Genomic DNA, 14,762 nt, shown 5'->3' with positions numbered 1-14,762 from the left:
CAAGTACCTATTAAGCACCACTCGCCCTCTACAATGACTCCCATGGATGCACAGAGGCGGCAGGACTTGGAACGCTACGGCTCATGGGAGCGGATGACCGGTGGGGAGTGGTTCTTGCCGAGCATGCCGGAGGCCAAGGAAGAGCACCAGCGCACTTTCCGCTTGGTTAAGCAGCTCAATGAATTACAGAATACGGACCCAGAGCGTGCCAAAGGCATCCTGCGCGAGATACTGCCGGAGGAATCTGCGGTGCCGGGCCTGCACGTGCCGCTCAACCTGGAGTACGGCTGCAACCTAGTATGTGGCGAGCGCGCCTTCATTAATTTCGGTGCCACCATCTTGGCCCAGGCCAAGGTGACGCTAGGTGATGGCGTCATGGTGGGCCCCAATTGCTCTCTGATTACGGTGGGGCATCCGGTAAACGATCATGAGATGCGCGCCGGCGGCTGGGAGATAGCCAAGCCCATCACCATCGGTGATAACACCTGGTTCGGTGCTAATGTCACCGTGCTGCCGGGCATCACGATTGGAAAGAACTGCGTTATAGGTGCAGGCACGCTTATTACCACCGATATCCCGGATAATTCGCTGGTCCTGGGAACTCCCGGCCGCGTGGTGCGCAAGCTGGAAGACAACGAGGACGCCTGGGAACGCCAGGATCTCAACGGCCCTGTCGAGGGTTTTGGAGCCGCCAAGTAAATGTTTGATCTCGCTCGCATCGGCGCGGGACTGCCCGTAGCCGAGACCATCGATTCGCTGCCTGAAACCGGAAACGTCGTCATTCAGGCCCCACCCGGTACGGGTAAAACCACGCTCGTGCCACCGGCGCTGGCCAATCATGCGGCAGGGCGCGGAAAGGTCATCGTCACCGCCCCGCGCCGTGTGGCTGTCCGCGCGGCCGCGCAACGCTTGAGTACTCTCAGCGGCACCCCGGACAAGGTCGGCTTTGCCATCCGGGGCGAGTCCCGCAAGGGCAGTGAGGTCGAATTCGTCACGCCGGGCGTGCTGCTGCGCCGCCTGCTGAAGGATCCGGAACTCGAAGGCGTGGCCACCGTTGCCATCGATGAGGTCCACGAGCGCCAACTCGATACGGATCTGGTGCTGGGCATGTGCCTGGAACTAGCCGAGCTACGCGAGGACTTCCGCGTCATCGCCATGTCCGCCACCGTAGATGCGCAACGCTTTTCCCAGCTTATGGACGCCCCCGTCCACGTCACCGAGGCAGTCACCCATCCGCTCGACATCCACTACGCCCCCATGCCGGGCAGGGCGGCGGGAACGAGGGAGTTTTATGGGGACGTCGCCAAGCAGGCAGCCCGCCAACACGAATCAACGCTGGTCTTTGTACCCGGCGTGCGCGAAGTCAACCTCGTCTGCGATGCCTTGGCAGGCCATAATGTTTTCCCGCTGCACGGCAAGCAAACCACCGCGGAGCAAGACGCCGCGCTGTATAGCGAGGAGCAGCGCATCGTCGTGGCTACCTCCATCGCGGAGTCTTCGCTTACCGTGCCGGGCGTGCGCGTGGTGGTAGATGCCGGGCTCTCCCGCGTTCCCCGGCGCGATGCGCAGCGTGGTATGTCCGGATTGGTGACGGTTTCTACCTCAAAATCGAGTGCCGATCAGCGCGCTGGTCGTGCCGGCCGTGAGGCGCCCGGCACCGTCATTCGCTGCTACTCGCAGGATGATTACCAGCACTTTTCTCCGCATACCACCCCGGAGATCCTGTCTGCGGACCTGACCCAGGCCGCGCTGTTTCTGGACTGTTGGGGCGCGGGCCCGGACTTCCCGTTGCTCGATCCGCCGCCGACCCCGGCCCTGGCATCCGCGCAGGCGACGCTTCAGCGCATTGGTGCCACACAGGAGCTCGCCCTCCTGCCCACCGATCCACGCCTCGGCGCCTCCTTGCTCCGGCACGGCAGCCAAGCCGCACCCATCATTGCCTCGCTTGCCGACGCCCCCTTACCCCCCAACCTCACCCATCACCGCCCACCCCAAAGGGAGGTCAGGCGGCTCGCCCGACTGGTAGACGATCTCGGCCCCGCCGATCCCGGCGAGGTCGTCGCCACCGCCTTTCCTGAGCAGGTGGCCAAGCACATGGGCGAGGATTACCTGCTGGCCAGCGGCACCCGCGCACGGCTGCTGGACAACTCGGGCCTGGCCGGCGCCCCGTGGCTTGCCATCGCAGAGGTGTCCTTGTCCAATGCGGGCAATGCCATCATCCGCTCGGCCGCTCGCATCGAGGAAACCGCAGCCCTAGAGACTATCGGTGTCACCGAGGAAACCCGTGCTTTCCTGCGCGATGGTCGCGTACGCGGCATCAAGGTCAAGGCTGCGGACGCCATCACGCTCTCTGAAACCCCTGTCAAGGTCACCGGCCCCGCTGCCGAGGAGGCGCTTGCCGCCGGCATCCGCGAGGAAGGGTTGGGGCTTTTCACCTTCAGCGAGAAAGCCCAAAGCTTAAAAGACCGTTTGCGCCACCTGCACGCCCACTATGGCGAGCCGTGGCCCGATGTCGATTCCGCGGATCCCGCCGAGTGGCTCGGGCCCGAATTACACCGCATTGCGGAGGGCACTCCCGCTGCCAAGCTAGACATGTACCCCGCGCTACAACGCCTCCTTCCTTGGCCAGAAGCCACCCACCTGGACGATCTCGCCCCCGAGCATCTCCCAGTCCCCTCCGGCCGTGATGCCGCCATCGATTGGTCCGGTGACCGCCCCGTGGTCCACATCAAGCTGCAGGAATGCTTCGGCCTGGCCGCATCCCCCGAATACTGCGGCCACCGCGTGCAATTCCACCTGCTCTCCCCCGCCGGCCGCCCGCTCGCGGTGACCGATGATCTCGCCAGCTTCTGGTCCGGTCCTTATGCTGGCGTGCGCGCCGAGATGCGCGGGCGCTACCCCAAGCACCCGTGGCCGGAGGACCCGTGGAATGCGATTGCTACCGCGCGCACCAAAAACCGAATGTAGTTAGCCCCATTGCTGCCAGCCTAGGTAGCAGCTCATGACCACAACCAGAGTAAGTAGCGCGTAGCGGATGAATTTGGCCCCACCACCAAGTACGGTACGAGCGCCGAGAAGCGCGCCGGCAATATTGGCTACGCCGAGCACGAGGCCGAGCGTCCACCACACGTGCCCGCCAATAATAAACACGACGAGCGCACCGAAGTTGGTAGCTGTATTGACCACCTTGGCCATAGCCGCAGAGGTCAAGAAATTCTGCGCAAAAATAGAGGTGAAGGCCATGATCAAAAACATTCCGGTACCCGGACCGAAGATGCCATCATAAAAGGAAATGATGCCGGAGAGCACCAAGACCACGACGGTCCGCCAACCACCACGGGTTCCGGCCGAGTCGCTACTGCCAAAGTCTGGCTTGAAGGCCACGAAAATGCCCACGGCCACCATGAGCACGATGATGATGGGGCGCATAACGTCCTTATCGAGGCTCGAGGCCACGCTGGCCCCCAACCCGGAGCAGACCAGCGCGATAAGGAGGAAGCGCGCCATTTCTGCCTTGTCCAGCTTCACCTTGCGCGCGAGAGTCACGGCAGCGGATCCGGTGCCGGTTACCGCGGCGAGCTTGCTAGTGCCCAAAGCGGCGGCCGGAGCAAGGCCCGGCAGGACCGCCAGCAGCATCGGGATCAGGATCAATCCGCCACCACCGATGACCGCATCGACCCACCCCGCGGCCGCGGTACCAAAGAAGAGAATTATCCACTGCACCACATCGATTTCCATGCCCCCGATCATAAATATTGAATGATGTAAGGTGATAACCCGCCTACTGCCCTCTCCGTAGTAGAGCAGAAAGAGGCACTATACTTTTGTCGCAGCAGAACTAGGAGGCTCGCATGGCCGCACAGCAGGAAGGCACCGGGCTTAGTGCCCATACCGTGGCACGGTGGACCATTGTTGTTCCGGCATCGGTCGCACTGGGCTGGATTTTTAGCATGTGGCACGTACCTGCGGCTTGGATCCTGGCAGCGATCCTCTCCTCCGGCGCCATAGCGCTTTTTACTGGGGAAGATCTGCGCGTGAACCGCAGTTTTTATAGCATGTCGCGTGGTTTTATCGGCATGATGGCTGCGATCCCGCTGACCGTGGTGCCGGTGGGCCAATTGCTTGGCTTCCTGCCTGCCGCCCTGACGATGTCCTTTGTCACACTGATGGTAGGCATTATCGGCGGCCAACTCTTACACCGCTGGCAGCCAGACGATGTCTCCTCCGAAACCGGCATTTTATCCATGCTGCCGGGCGGTGCTTCGCTGATGCCTGCGCTTGCCGACGAACTCGGTGCCGACTTCCGCTACGTCGCCCTCACCCAATACCTGCGCCTCTTAGTAGTCTCGGTATCGCTACCCGCCGTGGTCGCCTTATTGGACACGCCCGCCGGCGAGGGGGCGGATCTTTCGGTCGACGACGAAACCACATGGTGGATAGTTGCCCTAGTGGTTGTCATTGCCTGCATAGGAGAAAAGGTAGGCAAGTTCCTCCATCTCCCCGCCGCCGCGGTGCTCGGCCCCTTGCTGTTGACGCTGCTGGTCTCCTTCGTGCTGCCGGAAGGCCACACGCTCGAGCCGCTCTACATTTTTAAGGTGATGGCGTTTTTGTCCATCGGCTGGGTCTGCGGCGGCGGGCTTTCGCTGCCGGCGCTCAAGGCCTTTGCCAAGCAGTTGCCTGCCACGATTTTGTTCATCGTGGTCATCATCGGCATCTGTGCGGCCACCGCCTGGCCGCTGACCAAGTGGCTACACATCACCTACTTTGAGGCCTACCTGGCCACCAGCCCCGGCGCGCTGGAGACCGTGCTCGCGCTCTCGGCCGAGGGCGGGGCCGGGCCCGCGGTCATCGCAGTCCAGCTCACCCGACTCATCGCGGTGCTGGTCGTAGCGGGCTACTTGCCACAGCTGCTGCGGCTGGCCCAGCGGCTGCTGCGCCGCTAGTTGTCCAAGACGGCCTCGCGAAGGACGGACATCGGCACGGAGCCAAGGGCGAGGGCCTCGGAATGGAACTCGCGTGCGCTCATGCCCTGCTTCTCGGCCTCAGCGCGGGTCTCCTGCCAGAGGCGCTGCCCCAATGCATAGGACGGCGCCTGGCCCGGCCAACCGAGGTAGCGATTGACCTCAAAGTTGAGGTTCGCATCATCCATAGCGGTGTTCTCACGCATGAAGGTCTTCACGTGCGCCTTGTCCCACACGCCGGACGTCGAGCAATCCGGCAACTGCTTGCCCAAGTGCAATCCGATGTCCACGACCACGCGGGCGGCGCGCAGGCGCTGCGCATCCAACATGCCCATGCGGAAGCCCGGGTCATCCATGTAGCCCAGCTCGGCCATGAGCTGTTCGGCGTAGAGCGCCCAGCCCTCGCCATGACCAGAGTTCCACGTCACCGCGCGGCGCCACAGATTGAGATCTTCTTGCACCAGCGCAGAGCCTAGCTGCAGGTGGTGGCCCGGCACACCCTCGTGGTGGACGGTGGTCAGTTCCTGCCAAGTATGGAAGGTGTCCTGGCCCTCCGGCACGGACCACCACATGCGGCCCGGGCGGGAGAATTCATCGCTCGGTGGGGTATAGAAGATGCCGCCGGTGCCGGCCGGATCGATGCAGCACTCGATCTCTTCTACTTCCTCCGGAATATCGAATTCCTTGCCATTGAGCTCAGCGATAACGCCATCGGCGGTAGATTGCATCCACTCCACCAGTGCATCGGTGCCGCGCAGGGTATAGCGCTCCTCGTGGTTGAGCTTGCGCATCGCCGAGCGCACCGAGCAATCGGAGCCGTAGAGCTCGTGGGCGATCTTTTCCTGCTCCGCGCGCAGGCTGCGCACCTGATCCAGGCCCCACTCATAGGCCTCATCGAGGTTAACGGCATCGCCCACAAAGAGCTTGGAAAAACGCTCGTAGCGCTCGCGGCCCACGGCGTCCTTGTTAGGCGCCTGGGGCTGCAGGTCATTGGAGAGCCAATCGGAGAACTCGCCAAAGGCTTCCTTGGCCTGGAGCACCTCGGCGGAGTCGGCGTCGAGGCCGAGGGACTCGAGCATCGAGTCGGCGTCGGCAAGCCGCTCGCACTGCACAATGACCTCGGAGATCTGGCGGTGCGGTGCCACCATGCCGTGGGAGGCTGCTTCCTCCAAGGAGCTGCGATATCCGGCCAGGGAGGTCTTCACCTTGGACAGGCGGGAGCGAATGGCATCGCGGTCCTCGTCCGTGTCCTGCGGCATGAGCAGCAGCGTATCGCGAATGGTCTGCACCGGGGAGGCGATGTTATTCAAGCAGCGCACATCCTCGCTGTGGTGGTGCAGATCTAGTTCAAGGCAAAGGCGATCGCGCAGGACGGCCGCAGTGACATAGTCCACGTCATCAAAGTCATCCTCATCATCGGACTCATCGGTGGTGTCATCCAAGGCATCCAAGTCCGCCACCATTTCGCGGGTGCGGTCTGCGATGGCGGTGAAGTACTCGGGGGAGAAATCCTGCAATTCGCCCTCGTAGCCGTCAATGCCCCACGCGGTGGCATCGGTGGGGGAAAGCTCGGCTAGGTCGTGAACGAAGTTATCGCACGAAGCGTCCAGTAGAGAGGGCTGGCGCTTAGCGGTCTGCTCAGAACTCATAACGAGGAAGTCTATCCCTAAGTATCAGCTATAGGCCACCCGGGCGGGCTGAAGTTGCGAACTTGTTAACTAATCGTTGTCCCACTTTGTACCGGGATAGTTCCAGCGGCCGAATTCATCCAGGATATCCTGCGGTTTTTCCTTCATTACCAATGCGTCCACAAAGCGCGGCAAGATGAAGCCGGACTCGGCCATGGCGGCGTACATGGCGTAGAAAGGACGCCAAAAATCCTCGGTATTTACTAGGCCCACTGGACCGCGGATGGTGCCCAGCTGTTGCAGGGTGAGCACCTCGGTGAGCTCTTCGAGGGTGCCGACGCCACCGGGGAGGCAAATATAGGCGTCGGCAAGCTGCTCCATGCGCGTCTTACGCTCGGCCATGGAGCCGACTACTTCGAGGGTGGTCAGGCCGGGGTGGGAGATCTCCAGATCCACCAGGGACTGTGGCATCACGCCGGTGACGGTACCGCCGGCGGCCAGACAGGCCTCCGCTACCTCGCGCATCAGGCCGATGTTGCCACCGCCGTAGACCAAGGTGAGGCCGCGTCGGGCCAGCTCCGTACCCAATTCCTGTGCCGCCTGCGTATAGGCCGGGGAGTTTCCTGTTGCTGAACCACAATAAACCGCTACTGACTGCATGCTCTCCAGCATAGGTATCTACGGCTCCACCACCACCTTTAGACCATTCGGTACATGGCGTGTTTATGAGATTAGACAAAGCAGTCTGGAATATTTATACTTCTTTTTATGATCAAATCTGGCCCAGTGTTCACGCGGCCCCGCACACCGGCCGCAAAGTGCCTCCATTTGGTGCGCCTGAACCCGATCATCACCCGGAGCGAGCTGGTGGAAGCCACCGGGCTTTCCCAGCCCACCATCACGCGCGCCACTACTTCCCTACTCAACGCGGGCCTCATCCAGGAACGCACCGACCTCACCCAGTCCCGCGGGCGCGGCCGGCCAACGGTGCCGCTTGAGGCGGCCGATAATGACTGGGCGCTCGGCGGAATCTCCGTGGGCACCAAGCAGACCTACATCGGCCTTTATGACATCAAGGGCCGCACGTTGAGCGAAGCGGAATTGACCACCCCGGTGGCTAACCTCAGCGAAGATGACTTCCTCGAGCACATCATGGCCGGCATCAATCGCATGCTGACGAACCTGGACTACCGCTTGGTCTCCCTCGGCGTGACTACCTCGGGCACCGTGGATGATAACGGCCTGGTCACCGCGGAAAACCTCAACTGGCACGGCGTGGACATTGCCGAGCACCTGCGCTTCCAGTTCGGCGTCCCCGTAGTAGTTTCCTCCGCCATCCCAGCCATTTTGGGCTCCGAGACCCAAGCGGCCGAGATTGGCACCAGCGAGCGCGTTCTGGTGCTCTTCGCGGACGATTCCATCGGCTCGGCGCTCTCCGTCGAGGACGAGGTCAGCCCCATTATTCCCGTGCCGCAAACGCACTCTGAACTGCTCGGTCACGGCGCTTCCGAGCGCCTGCTGGCCACCCAGCACGTCCTAGAGAAGGTGCGTCACGAGGGCGTGGAAGTAGCCACGCTTGCCGACGCCGCCCTAGTAGCCGACTCCCACCCTGCCGTCCGCGCCATTTTGGACGAGCGCGCCCGCCAGTTGGGCGCCATCACCGCGGAGCTGGTCAAGGCCCACTCCCCGGCCACCGTGGTTATCGCCGGCGGCGCGTTTACCGACGACCCACAGGCCCCCAAGCAATTTGCCGCCACCGTCCGCGCCTCCGCGGGCGATGAGTTGCAGCTGCGCATGATCCCCGGCCATAAGGAGATTGTCCGCGCGGTAGCCCGCACCGTGGCCACCGACCAGCTCCTGCGCCAACCACTGGAGCTAGGCCGCTCACTCCAGTGCGCTTAGCACCTCGCGTACCGAGTCGATGCCGCGAAAGAGATGGGCATTAAGCCCGCAGTAGCTAGCGCCCTCCACGTAGTCGACGCGGTCATCAAAAAAGTGCGTATCCTTCGGCTGCGCGGAGAGCGCATCCACGGCCACACGATAGGCCTCTGGGTGCGGCTTGGCCACGCCAATATCGCAGCTAAAAGTCACCGCCGCACAGTCTTCTAGCCATGGCTGTTTTTCACGCACCTGGCCCGCCAGCGTGGTGGGGATATTGGATAAGATGCCCACACTATAGCCTTCCCCGATCAGCCCCTTGACCAGCGCTACCATGTCGAGGTCCGCTTCTAATAGGCCGCTGTTTTCACACACTACTGCCTCAGCGACGGAAACCTCCCCCAACCCGGCGCGGGCTGCTACCTCATTCCAGTAGTGGCTATCGCTAAAAATGCCGGCATCGTAGTCCGGCCGATAAAACCCGTAGGCCTCCCACATCGCCTCTGGATCTGGCGGCGCGAGGAGGCGCTCCAAGTCCGCGTGGCTTTCTGGGGTTGCCGGGCGCATGAGCACGCCGTACATATCAAAGAGGAGTTTGGGCATAACGGGGGCCAGTTTATGCGCGTTTCGGCGCTTGGGTCAGCACGGCTACGATTCCCACACCCGCACCAGCGACAAAAAGAGGCAGCATCGCAGGCGCCTGCTCCATGGACAAGGCGAAGATGCCGCCGATGGCACCAATGATCAGCATACCGCCGAGGCTATAGAGCGAGCGTGTGACTACCCCACGCTTGCCGGCGACGCCATAAACCAGCAGCGCGAGCCCGGCAAACGGGCCGAGCATCAGCGCCGCGGTGGTCAAAAATACTCCCAAGGCCACGTGCGTGGACATGATTGCCGCTCCTACGATGAGAAAGAGCGCCAGAACTAACAGGCTTATGGCGCACAAAGCCTTGCGTTGCGTTGACATAGAAGTAATCCTCCCACCGCACCCCAGTGCTATGGGAGGATTGAGCTAAATCTTGATGGGTTTGTTATTCACCCACGCGCGCTTAGGCGCCGCCTTCGGTGCGACCAGCCAGACGCTCATCGATGCGCAGTAGGCCAGAACCATCATTGCCCACCAGCTTGATCTGGTCCAGAATCTCAGAAACGGTAGCTTCTTCCTCTACCTGCTCGCTCAGGAACCAGTCAACGAGCTGACGGGATTCCAGATCCTGTGCGTCTAGCGCCGCGCGGGCGATGGTGCGGATCTCCTCGGAAACCTTCTGCTCGTGCTCGAGGGAAGCCTGGAAAGCGTCCTGCGGGGTAGCAGCCTTCACGGAGCCAACCGGGATGTCATTGAGCTCTACGCGGTAGCCACGGGAGAGCAAATGATCCGCAATCTTCTCGGCGTGCTCGCGCTCCTCAGCAGCCTGGCCGAGGAACCAATCGCGCATACCTGGGAAGGAGAGGTTATCCATCTCAAAGGCCAGCTGGGTGTAGACCATGGAAGCGCCATACTCGCTAATGACCTGGTTATTCAGCAGGGTTTGCAACTTCTCGTCCATTGTAAAAACCTTTCTGTGTGGGGAAATTAATTAGTGCTAAGCACCACAGTACAGAAGATTCCCCTGCGATCCAGCAAGGCCTACTTAAGTAAACTTGCACGTCATTATACTTTTTTAGATTGGGTAACCTAAGTTAGCCAAGACAAAGCTTGCCGCCGCGCGCGGTCAAAGGTCCCCTAAAACGCAAGGTCACCGCGCATCCTCCACCATGACACAGACTCGACTCGACGCCCGTCACAGCAGCGACCATTTGCAACCGCACACCCCGGACCATAAATGTGACTTTAGTCACCTAAACGGCCGCTCAGGCGATGCAGGCGCTGCGCGCTCGCCCCTTCCAGGCCACGGAACTCTACCTCGATGCCACGCTCGGCGTATTTCTTCTGCACCGCATCCAACGTCGCCACAGTGGAGGCATCCCATACCTCGGCCTTGCTCATATCGATCACCACGCGCTGGGTATCCAGCGTGTAATCAAAGGCATAGACCAAATCATTGGAGGAGGCGAAGAAGAGCTGGCCGCGCACCGCATACTCGGCATCGCCTACGTGCTCCACCTCAACCAGGTGGGCCACGCGGCGGGCAAATCCGATCGAGGCCGCCACCACGCCGAGCACCACGCCCACCGCCAAGTTATGCGTGGCCAGCGTTCCTACCACCGTCACCAGCATCACGAGCGTTTCTGATAGCGGCATGAGCTTCAGCGTGCGCGGGCGAACTGAATGCCAATCCACCGTCGTTGCGGCCACGATGATCATCACCGCCACCAGCGCGGCCATCGGAATGCGACCGACGGTCTCGCCAAAGAGCACGCAGAGGATAAGGAGGAAGACGCCCGCGAGGAACGTCGACAAGCGCGTGCGCGCCTGGGATGCCTTCACCCCGATCATGGTCTGGCCAATCATGGCGCACACGCCCATGCCACCAATGGCCGCGGCGAGGATATTGCCCACGCCCTGGCCAAAGGACTCGCGCGTCTTATCGGAGTGGGTATCCGTAATGTCATCGACCAGCTTGGCCGTCAGCAGCGACTCCATCAGGCCCACCAAAGCCATGCCAAAGGCATACGGAGCAATAAGCTGCAGAGTATCCAGGTTCCACGGAATATCCGGCACGAAAAGCCCCGGCAGCGAAGTAGGTAGCTCGCCTTGGTCCGCCACATCGGGCACCTTCCACCCAGCCGCCACCGCAATGATGCTGACCACCAGAATGGTAATCAGCGGGGCGGGAATCACCGTGGTCAACCGCGGCAGCCCCAGCATGATAGCCAGGCCAATGGCCACCAGCAGATAGACCATCCACGGCACATCAATTAGGTGCGGCAGCTGCGTAGTAAACATCATGATGCCCAGCGCATTCACAAATCCCGTCATCACCGAGCGCGGGATAAAGCGCATGAGCTTGGCTACACCCACCGCGGCCAATACCACCTGCATGATTCCCGCCAAGAGCACCGCGGCTACCACGTAGTCATGCCCATGTTCATGCGCGAGCGGAGAGACAACCAGCGCCACCGCTCCGGCCGCGGCGGAAATCATCGCTGGCCTACCGCCGGTAAAGGCGATGGACATGGCCATCACGACGGAGGAAAACAATCCCACCCGCGGATCCAACCCTGCGAGGATAGAAAAGCTTAAGACCTCCGGGATCAGAGCAAGCGCCACCGCCAATCCGCCGAATACCTCCTTGCGCAGGCGCGCAGGCGAGGAAAATGCATAGCGGAAGCTGGCGATGACGCTAGTCGGTGCAGGTTGTTCTTTAATCACGCCTGCACATCCTAGTGGATTTTAGGAGCCTTCCTTAAAAGAGCCATCCGCGGTGATCACGGGCAGCACGGACCACGCGAAGTTGATCCACTGATCGGTCTTCTTCCACGAGAAATCCGGCTCAAAGATGGTCTTCGGCTTGGTGTAAATGACGGCCGAGCGCACATCGTCTGCGGTTTCCTTGAGCAGGTTAACCACCAGATCCAAGGTCTTGCCGGAGTCCGCAACGTCATCGACAACCAGGACCTTCTTGCCTTTCAGCGAATCCGTATCCAGCTGCGGGGAAAGAATTACAGGCTCGTCTAGGGTCTGGCCGATATCGGTGTAGAACTCCACATTGATAGCACCCATGGCCTTGACACCGGTGGCATAACCGATAGCACCGGCTGGGATCAGGCCGCCGCGAGCGACGCCCACGATGAGGTCTGGGAACCAACCAGATTTCACAATCTGTTCCGATAGGTTTCGGCTCGCCTCGCCGAAGACCTCCCAGGTGAGGTTTTCCCGGTCCGGGTGGATCCAATTTTCAGTCACGATTGTGTGGCTCCTTTTGCGTCATGGGCTTTCCTTGTAGTTTAACGAGCATTGCCTGCCAAAGAAAAGGCAGCTACCGGAATGGAACCTCGCCCAAAGTCCGGCGTAGCTTGCGAGTGCGCAGGCGCTCCGGATTCTCGGCTAGATGCTCCATCGCGCGCACCGCGCACATCACGTGGGCTTCTTTCGAATTGGAATAGAAAGCCTGCGCCTGCGCCGGCAGCTTCGGCACCGCGTGCAGCGGCAGGTCAGAGACCGAAAGAAGAGTTCCATAAGGAACGCGGTAGCGATAACCATTGGCCGCGAGCGTGCACGATTCCATATCCACAGCCACCGCGGTGGAGGTTCGCAGCCACTCCCATAAATCCCGGTTGGTGCGCCACTCCCAGTTGCGATCATCGGTGGAGAGCACCGTGCCGGTGCGCATGAGCGAGTTATCGTCGCCGTACACCGCCTTTACTGCGGACTCAAGCATGCGTTGTACCTCTGGAATCGCTGGAATGGGCGAGGTCGCCGCAACCTTCTGATCCAAGATGTGATCATTGCGCTGATAGGCATTGCCTAGAATCAGGTCACCAATGCGCATGCGGCCGTCCATTCCGGCGCAGTGCCCAATCATGATCCATGCCTCCGGGCGCAGCACCGCCAAGCAATCCGTAATGGTCTTCGCATTCGAAGGGCCTACGCCGATATTGATCATCGTGATGCCATCGCCACCGGCAGTGATTAAATCAAAGCGCGGCATCTGATACCGAGAGGTCAAGGTCAGACCGTCCACATCAAGGTCCACTGCATCGTTGGGATGGATGGTCTCCCCATTGGGCAGCACCAAGGCGGTATAACGCGAGTCTTCCCTAGTCAGCTCGCGCAAACCAAACTTCACAAACTCGGTGGTGTGCATCGCGTAGTTAGTAAACAGAATGTATTTCTGCACCGTATCGACCTCGATGCCGGTGTAATGCTCGATGCGCGCACAGGCAATGTCGAAGCGCTGGGCTCCAAAGTGAAATAGCGGCTTTTCCGCACCGTGGAAAGCCTCCCATTCGCCATCGATGATCGCGTCATTGACCTCATCCAGCGTCGGACGTGGAATAGGCCCGCGTTCCTGCGGAGCCGTGGCCGTCTCCTTGATGTACTCCGGCGGGATGCGCTGGTCCGATTGGCCAACAAAGATATCGCACGGATAATTGCCCGCTAGGCGAGTCAGCTGCTCGTGCAGGTAATCCCGAATAATGTGCGGCTTGGAAATTACCGCCGAGTACTTGCCTGCCTCGTTGACGTAGCCAAACGGCTCGGAACGATCGATCGGCTGCCATTTGCGGATATCCACCGTGACCTTGGGGTAGACCACGTAGCGATAGTCATCAAGGTTTCCTGATTCCAGTGTCTTGCGGGCAAGCTCGCAAGAGTTCTCATAGAGCTCAATCAGGCGGTTTACCGCCTCATCAACGGAGTGGACATGCTGCAGGTCAGTCATAAACGCGAGTGTAGCGGGGACTTTGCAGTGCGGCAGCAGTCTGCGCTTTTCATCCTTCTTTTCCTCAAGGCTTCAACGATGTGCTTGCCCGGAAAATCTTCAACTGTCAGTTTGAGCTATGCCCTCTGGTGGTGTGACTATCGAATGGTGCTCACTCAGTCAGAAGGCTTTCGCCTTTGGCCTCCAAAAGCTGTTCCATTTCGCGCATCTCAGCGGTTTGGACGTCGATCATTTGTTGGGCTAGATCCACGAGAGGCTGATAGCCACCGTTGTCGATTTGGTCCTGGGTCATGGCAATAGCACCTGCGTGATGGGAATGCATCAGCTGAAGGAACAGGGTGTCTGCTTCCTCGCCTTCAAGTGTTTTTAGCTGGTCCAGCTGTTCTGGAGTGATCATGCCATTGGCAATGTGTTGGGAATGCTGCTCCATCAAGTCATGTTGGTCCCATTGTTCAGCCCAATCGACCATGGTGTCGATCTCTTCCTCTTGCCCGACTTTAATCCGGTCAGCTAAGTCCGCTGTGGCTGCGCTGGTGCCCTGGGCAGCCAGGATGATCTCGCTCATGTCCACGGCTTGTTGGTGATGTGGCGTCATCATCGCAAGAAAATGTAAATCCACTCCGTTAACTTCCGCGGGCTGATTAGCCCCGGCTGTCACCGCGACACCATCCTTATCGGTTTGCGGGGTATCTGTGGTGTCTGAGTCCTGTCCGGAGCATGAGACGACACTAACCCCCAAGAGTGCAATGGCAATCAAGCCGGAGATGCGGTGCCGTAATGATGTGCTTGTCATGAATGGAGCCTTCCTAGGACTAAAGAATCTGACGCAGCGGCCAAATTAAGGATACCCCCCTAGGGTACCTTAGGGCGTGGACCACATGTTCGTTGCGCTCACGGTTTATTCCACCTCAGCGCAGGTTGGGGGCGGTCAGCAGTCTGTTGACTTGCGTTTACTTATCGATCTGGCC

The 14,762-nt window shown here is 60.5% G+C and carries 14 protein-coding genes; 4 read left to right on the top strand and 10 right to left on the bottom strand.

Annotated elements, in window-relative coordinates; all coding sequences use genetic code 11:
* The first annotated feature begins 33 nt into the window (after positions 1–33).
* Together QP934_RS05830 and QP934_RS05825 are read left to right on the top strand one after the other, a co-directional pair.
* Positions 34–699, top strand: coding sequence for a sugar O-acetyltransferase (locus QP934_RS05830; protein WP_419127041.1), 666 nt, complete (start codon positions 34–36; stop codon positions 697–699).
* Positions 700–2,967, top strand: coding sequence for an ATP-dependent RNA helicase (locus QP934_RS05825; protein ID WP_419127040.1), 2,268 nt, complete (start codon positions 700–702; stop codon positions 2,965–2,967).
* Here the strand turns inward: QP934_RS05825 and QP934_RS05820 are convergent, their stop codons facing one another.
* Positions 2,968–3,738: a TSUP family transporter gene (locus QP934_RS05820; protein ID WP_419127039.1), complete on the bottom strand. Its 771-nt coding sequence runs from the start codon at positions 3,736–3,738 to the stop codon at positions 2,968–2,970. It lies immediately after the preceding gene.
* A gap of 113 nt (positions 3,739–3,851) precedes the next feature.
* Here QP934_RS05820 and QP934_RS05815 point away from each other — a divergent pair, with 113 nt between their 5' ends.
* Positions 3,852–4,943: an AbrB family transcriptional regulator gene (locus tag QP934_RS05815; RefSeq protein ID WP_419127038.1), complete on the top strand. Its 1,092-nt coding sequence runs from the start codon at positions 3,852–3,854 to the stop codon at positions 4,941–4,943.
* Here the strand turns inward: QP934_RS05815 and QP934_RS05810 are convergent.
* Positions 4,940–6,610 (bottom strand): DUF885 domain-containing protein, encoded by a 1,671-nt coding sequence (locus QP934_RS05810; protein ID WP_419127037.1) that lies wholly within the window; start codon positions 6,608–6,610, stop codon positions 4,940–4,942. The two genes, QP934_RS05815 and QP934_RS05810, sit on opposite strands and share 4 nt — an antisense overlap.
* Positions 6,611–6,679: 69 nt before the next feature.
* Positions 6,680–7,249 carry a TIGR00730 family Rossman fold protein gene (locus QP934_RS05805; RefSeq protein ID WP_232619473.1) on the bottom strand — a complete coding sequence of 190 codons (570 nt, stop codon included), beginning with the start codon at positions 7,247–7,249 and terminating at the stop codon, positions 6,680–6,682.
* A gap of 108 nt (positions 7,250–7,357) precedes the next feature.
* Here QP934_RS05805 and QP934_RS05800 point away from each other — a divergent pair, with 108 nt between their 5' ends.
* Complete coding sequence (locus QP934_RS05800) at positions 7,358–8,491, top strand: ROK family transcriptional regulator (RefSeq protein ID WP_419127036.1); 1,134 nt, start codon at positions 7,358–7,360, stop codon at positions 8,489–8,491.
* Here QP934_RS05800 and QP934_RS05795 read toward each other — a convergent pair.
* The 7 genes from QP934_RS05795 to QP934_RS05765 form a co-directional block, all read right to left on the bottom strand.
* Complete coding sequence (locus QP934_RS05795) at positions 8,474–9,070, bottom strand: HAD-IA family hydrolase (protein ID WP_340419797.1); 597 nt, start codon at positions 9,068–9,070, stop codon at positions 8,474–8,476. The genes QP934_RS05800 and QP934_RS05795 overlap by 18 nt on opposite strands.
* A 13-nt stretch (positions 9,071–9,083) precedes the next feature.
* On the bottom strand, positions 9,084–9,437 hold the full coding sequence (locus QP934_RS05790) for a hypothetical protein (protein ID WP_198492317.1): 354 nt from the start codon (positions 9,435–9,437) through the stop codon (positions 9,084–9,086).
* 82 nt (positions 9,438–9,519) lie between these two features.
* Complete coding sequence (locus QP934_RS05785; protein WP_340419796.1) at positions 9,520–10,017, bottom strand: ferritin; 498 nt, start codon at positions 10,015–10,017, stop codon at positions 9,520–9,522.
* Positions 10,018–10,301: 284 nt separating this feature from the next.
* Complete coding sequence (locus tag QP934_RS05780; RefSeq protein ID WP_419127035.1) at positions 10,302–11,783, bottom strand: SulP family inorganic anion transporter; 1,482 nt, start codon at positions 11,781–11,783, stop codon at positions 10,302–10,304.
* A 21-nt stretch (positions 11,784–11,804) separates the two neighbouring features.
* Positions 11,805–12,317, bottom strand: coding sequence for a phosphoribosyltransferase (locus QP934_RS05775; RefSeq protein ID WP_419127034.1), 513 nt, complete (start codon positions 12,315–12,317; stop codon positions 11,805–11,807).
* 73 nt (positions 12,318–12,390) lie between these two features.
* Complete coding sequence (gene amn, locus QP934_RS05770; RefSeq protein WP_340419794.1) at positions 12,391–13,794, bottom strand: AMP nucleosidase; 1,404 nt, start codon at positions 13,792–13,794, stop codon at positions 12,391–12,393.
* A gap of 151 nt (positions 13,795–13,945) precedes the next feature.
* Complete coding sequence (locus tag QP934_RS05765; protein WP_419127033.1) at positions 13,946–14,587, bottom strand: DUF305 domain-containing protein; 642 nt, start codon at positions 14,585–14,587, stop codon at positions 13,946–13,948.
* Positions 14,588–14,762 lie beyond the last annotated feature (175 nt).

Origin of the sequence: Corynebacterium sp. MSK122, assembly GCF_030229435.2 — a bacterium.
In the GTDB taxonomy this organism is placed as follows: Bacteria; Actinomycetota; Actinomycetes; order Mycobacteriales; family Mycobacteriaceae; genus Corynebacterium; species Corynebacterium marquesiae.
This window is presented reverse-complemented; position numbering and strand designations above follow the sequence as displayed.

What these genes read in the sequence shown, in the direction of transcription:
- QP934_RS05805 (WP_232619473.1), bottom strand. Translation starts at nt 7,249, where the DNA reads ATGCAGTCAGTAGCGGTTTATTGTGGTTCAGCAACAGGAAACTCCCCG.
- QP934_RS05815 (WP_419127038.1), top strand. Translation starts at nt 3,852, where the DNA reads ATGGCCGCACAGCAGGAAGGCACCGGGCTTAGTGCCCATACCGTGGCA.
- QP934_RS05790 (WP_198492317.1), bottom strand. Translation starts at nt 9,437, where the DNA reads ATGTCAACGCAACGCAAGGCTTTGTGCGCCATAAGCCTGTTAGTTCTG.
- QP934_RS05820 (WP_419127039.1), bottom strand. Translation starts at nt 3,738, where the DNA reads ATGGAAATCGATGTGGTGCAGTGGATAATTCTCTTCTTTGGTACCGCG.
- QP934_RS05800 (WP_419127036.1), top strand. Translation starts at nt 7,358, where the DNA reads ATGATCAAATCTGGCCCAGTGTTCACGCGGCCCCGCACACCGGCCGCA.
- QP934_RS05810 (WP_419127037.1), bottom strand. Translation starts at nt 6,610, where the DNA reads ATGAGTTCTGAGCAGACCGCTAAGCGCCAGCCCTCTCTACTGGACGCT.
- QP934_RS05825 (WP_419127040.1), top strand. Translation starts at nt 700, where the DNA reads ATGTTTGATCTCGCTCGCATCGGCGCGGGACTGCCCGTAGCCGAGACC.
- amn (WP_340419794.1), bottom strand. Translation starts at nt 13,794, where the DNA reads ATGACTGACCTGCAGCATGTCCACTCCGTTGATGAGGCGGTAAACCGC.
- QP934_RS05795 (WP_340419797.1), bottom strand. Translation starts at nt 9,070, where the DNA reads ATGCCCAAACTCCTCTTTGATATGTACGGCGTGCTCATGCGCCCGGCA.
- QP934_RS05765 (WP_419127033.1), bottom strand. Translation starts at nt 14,587, where the DNA reads ATGACAAGCACATCATTACGGCACCGCATCTCCGGCTTGATTGCCATT.
- QP934_RS05830 (WP_419127041.1), top strand. Translation starts at nt 34, where the DNA reads ATGACTCCCATGGATGCACAGAGGCGGCAGGACTTGGAACGCTACGGC.
- QP934_RS05785 (WP_340419796.1), bottom strand. Translation starts at nt 10,017, where the DNA reads ATGGACGAGAAGTTGCAAACCCTGCTGAATAACCAGGTCATTAGCGAG.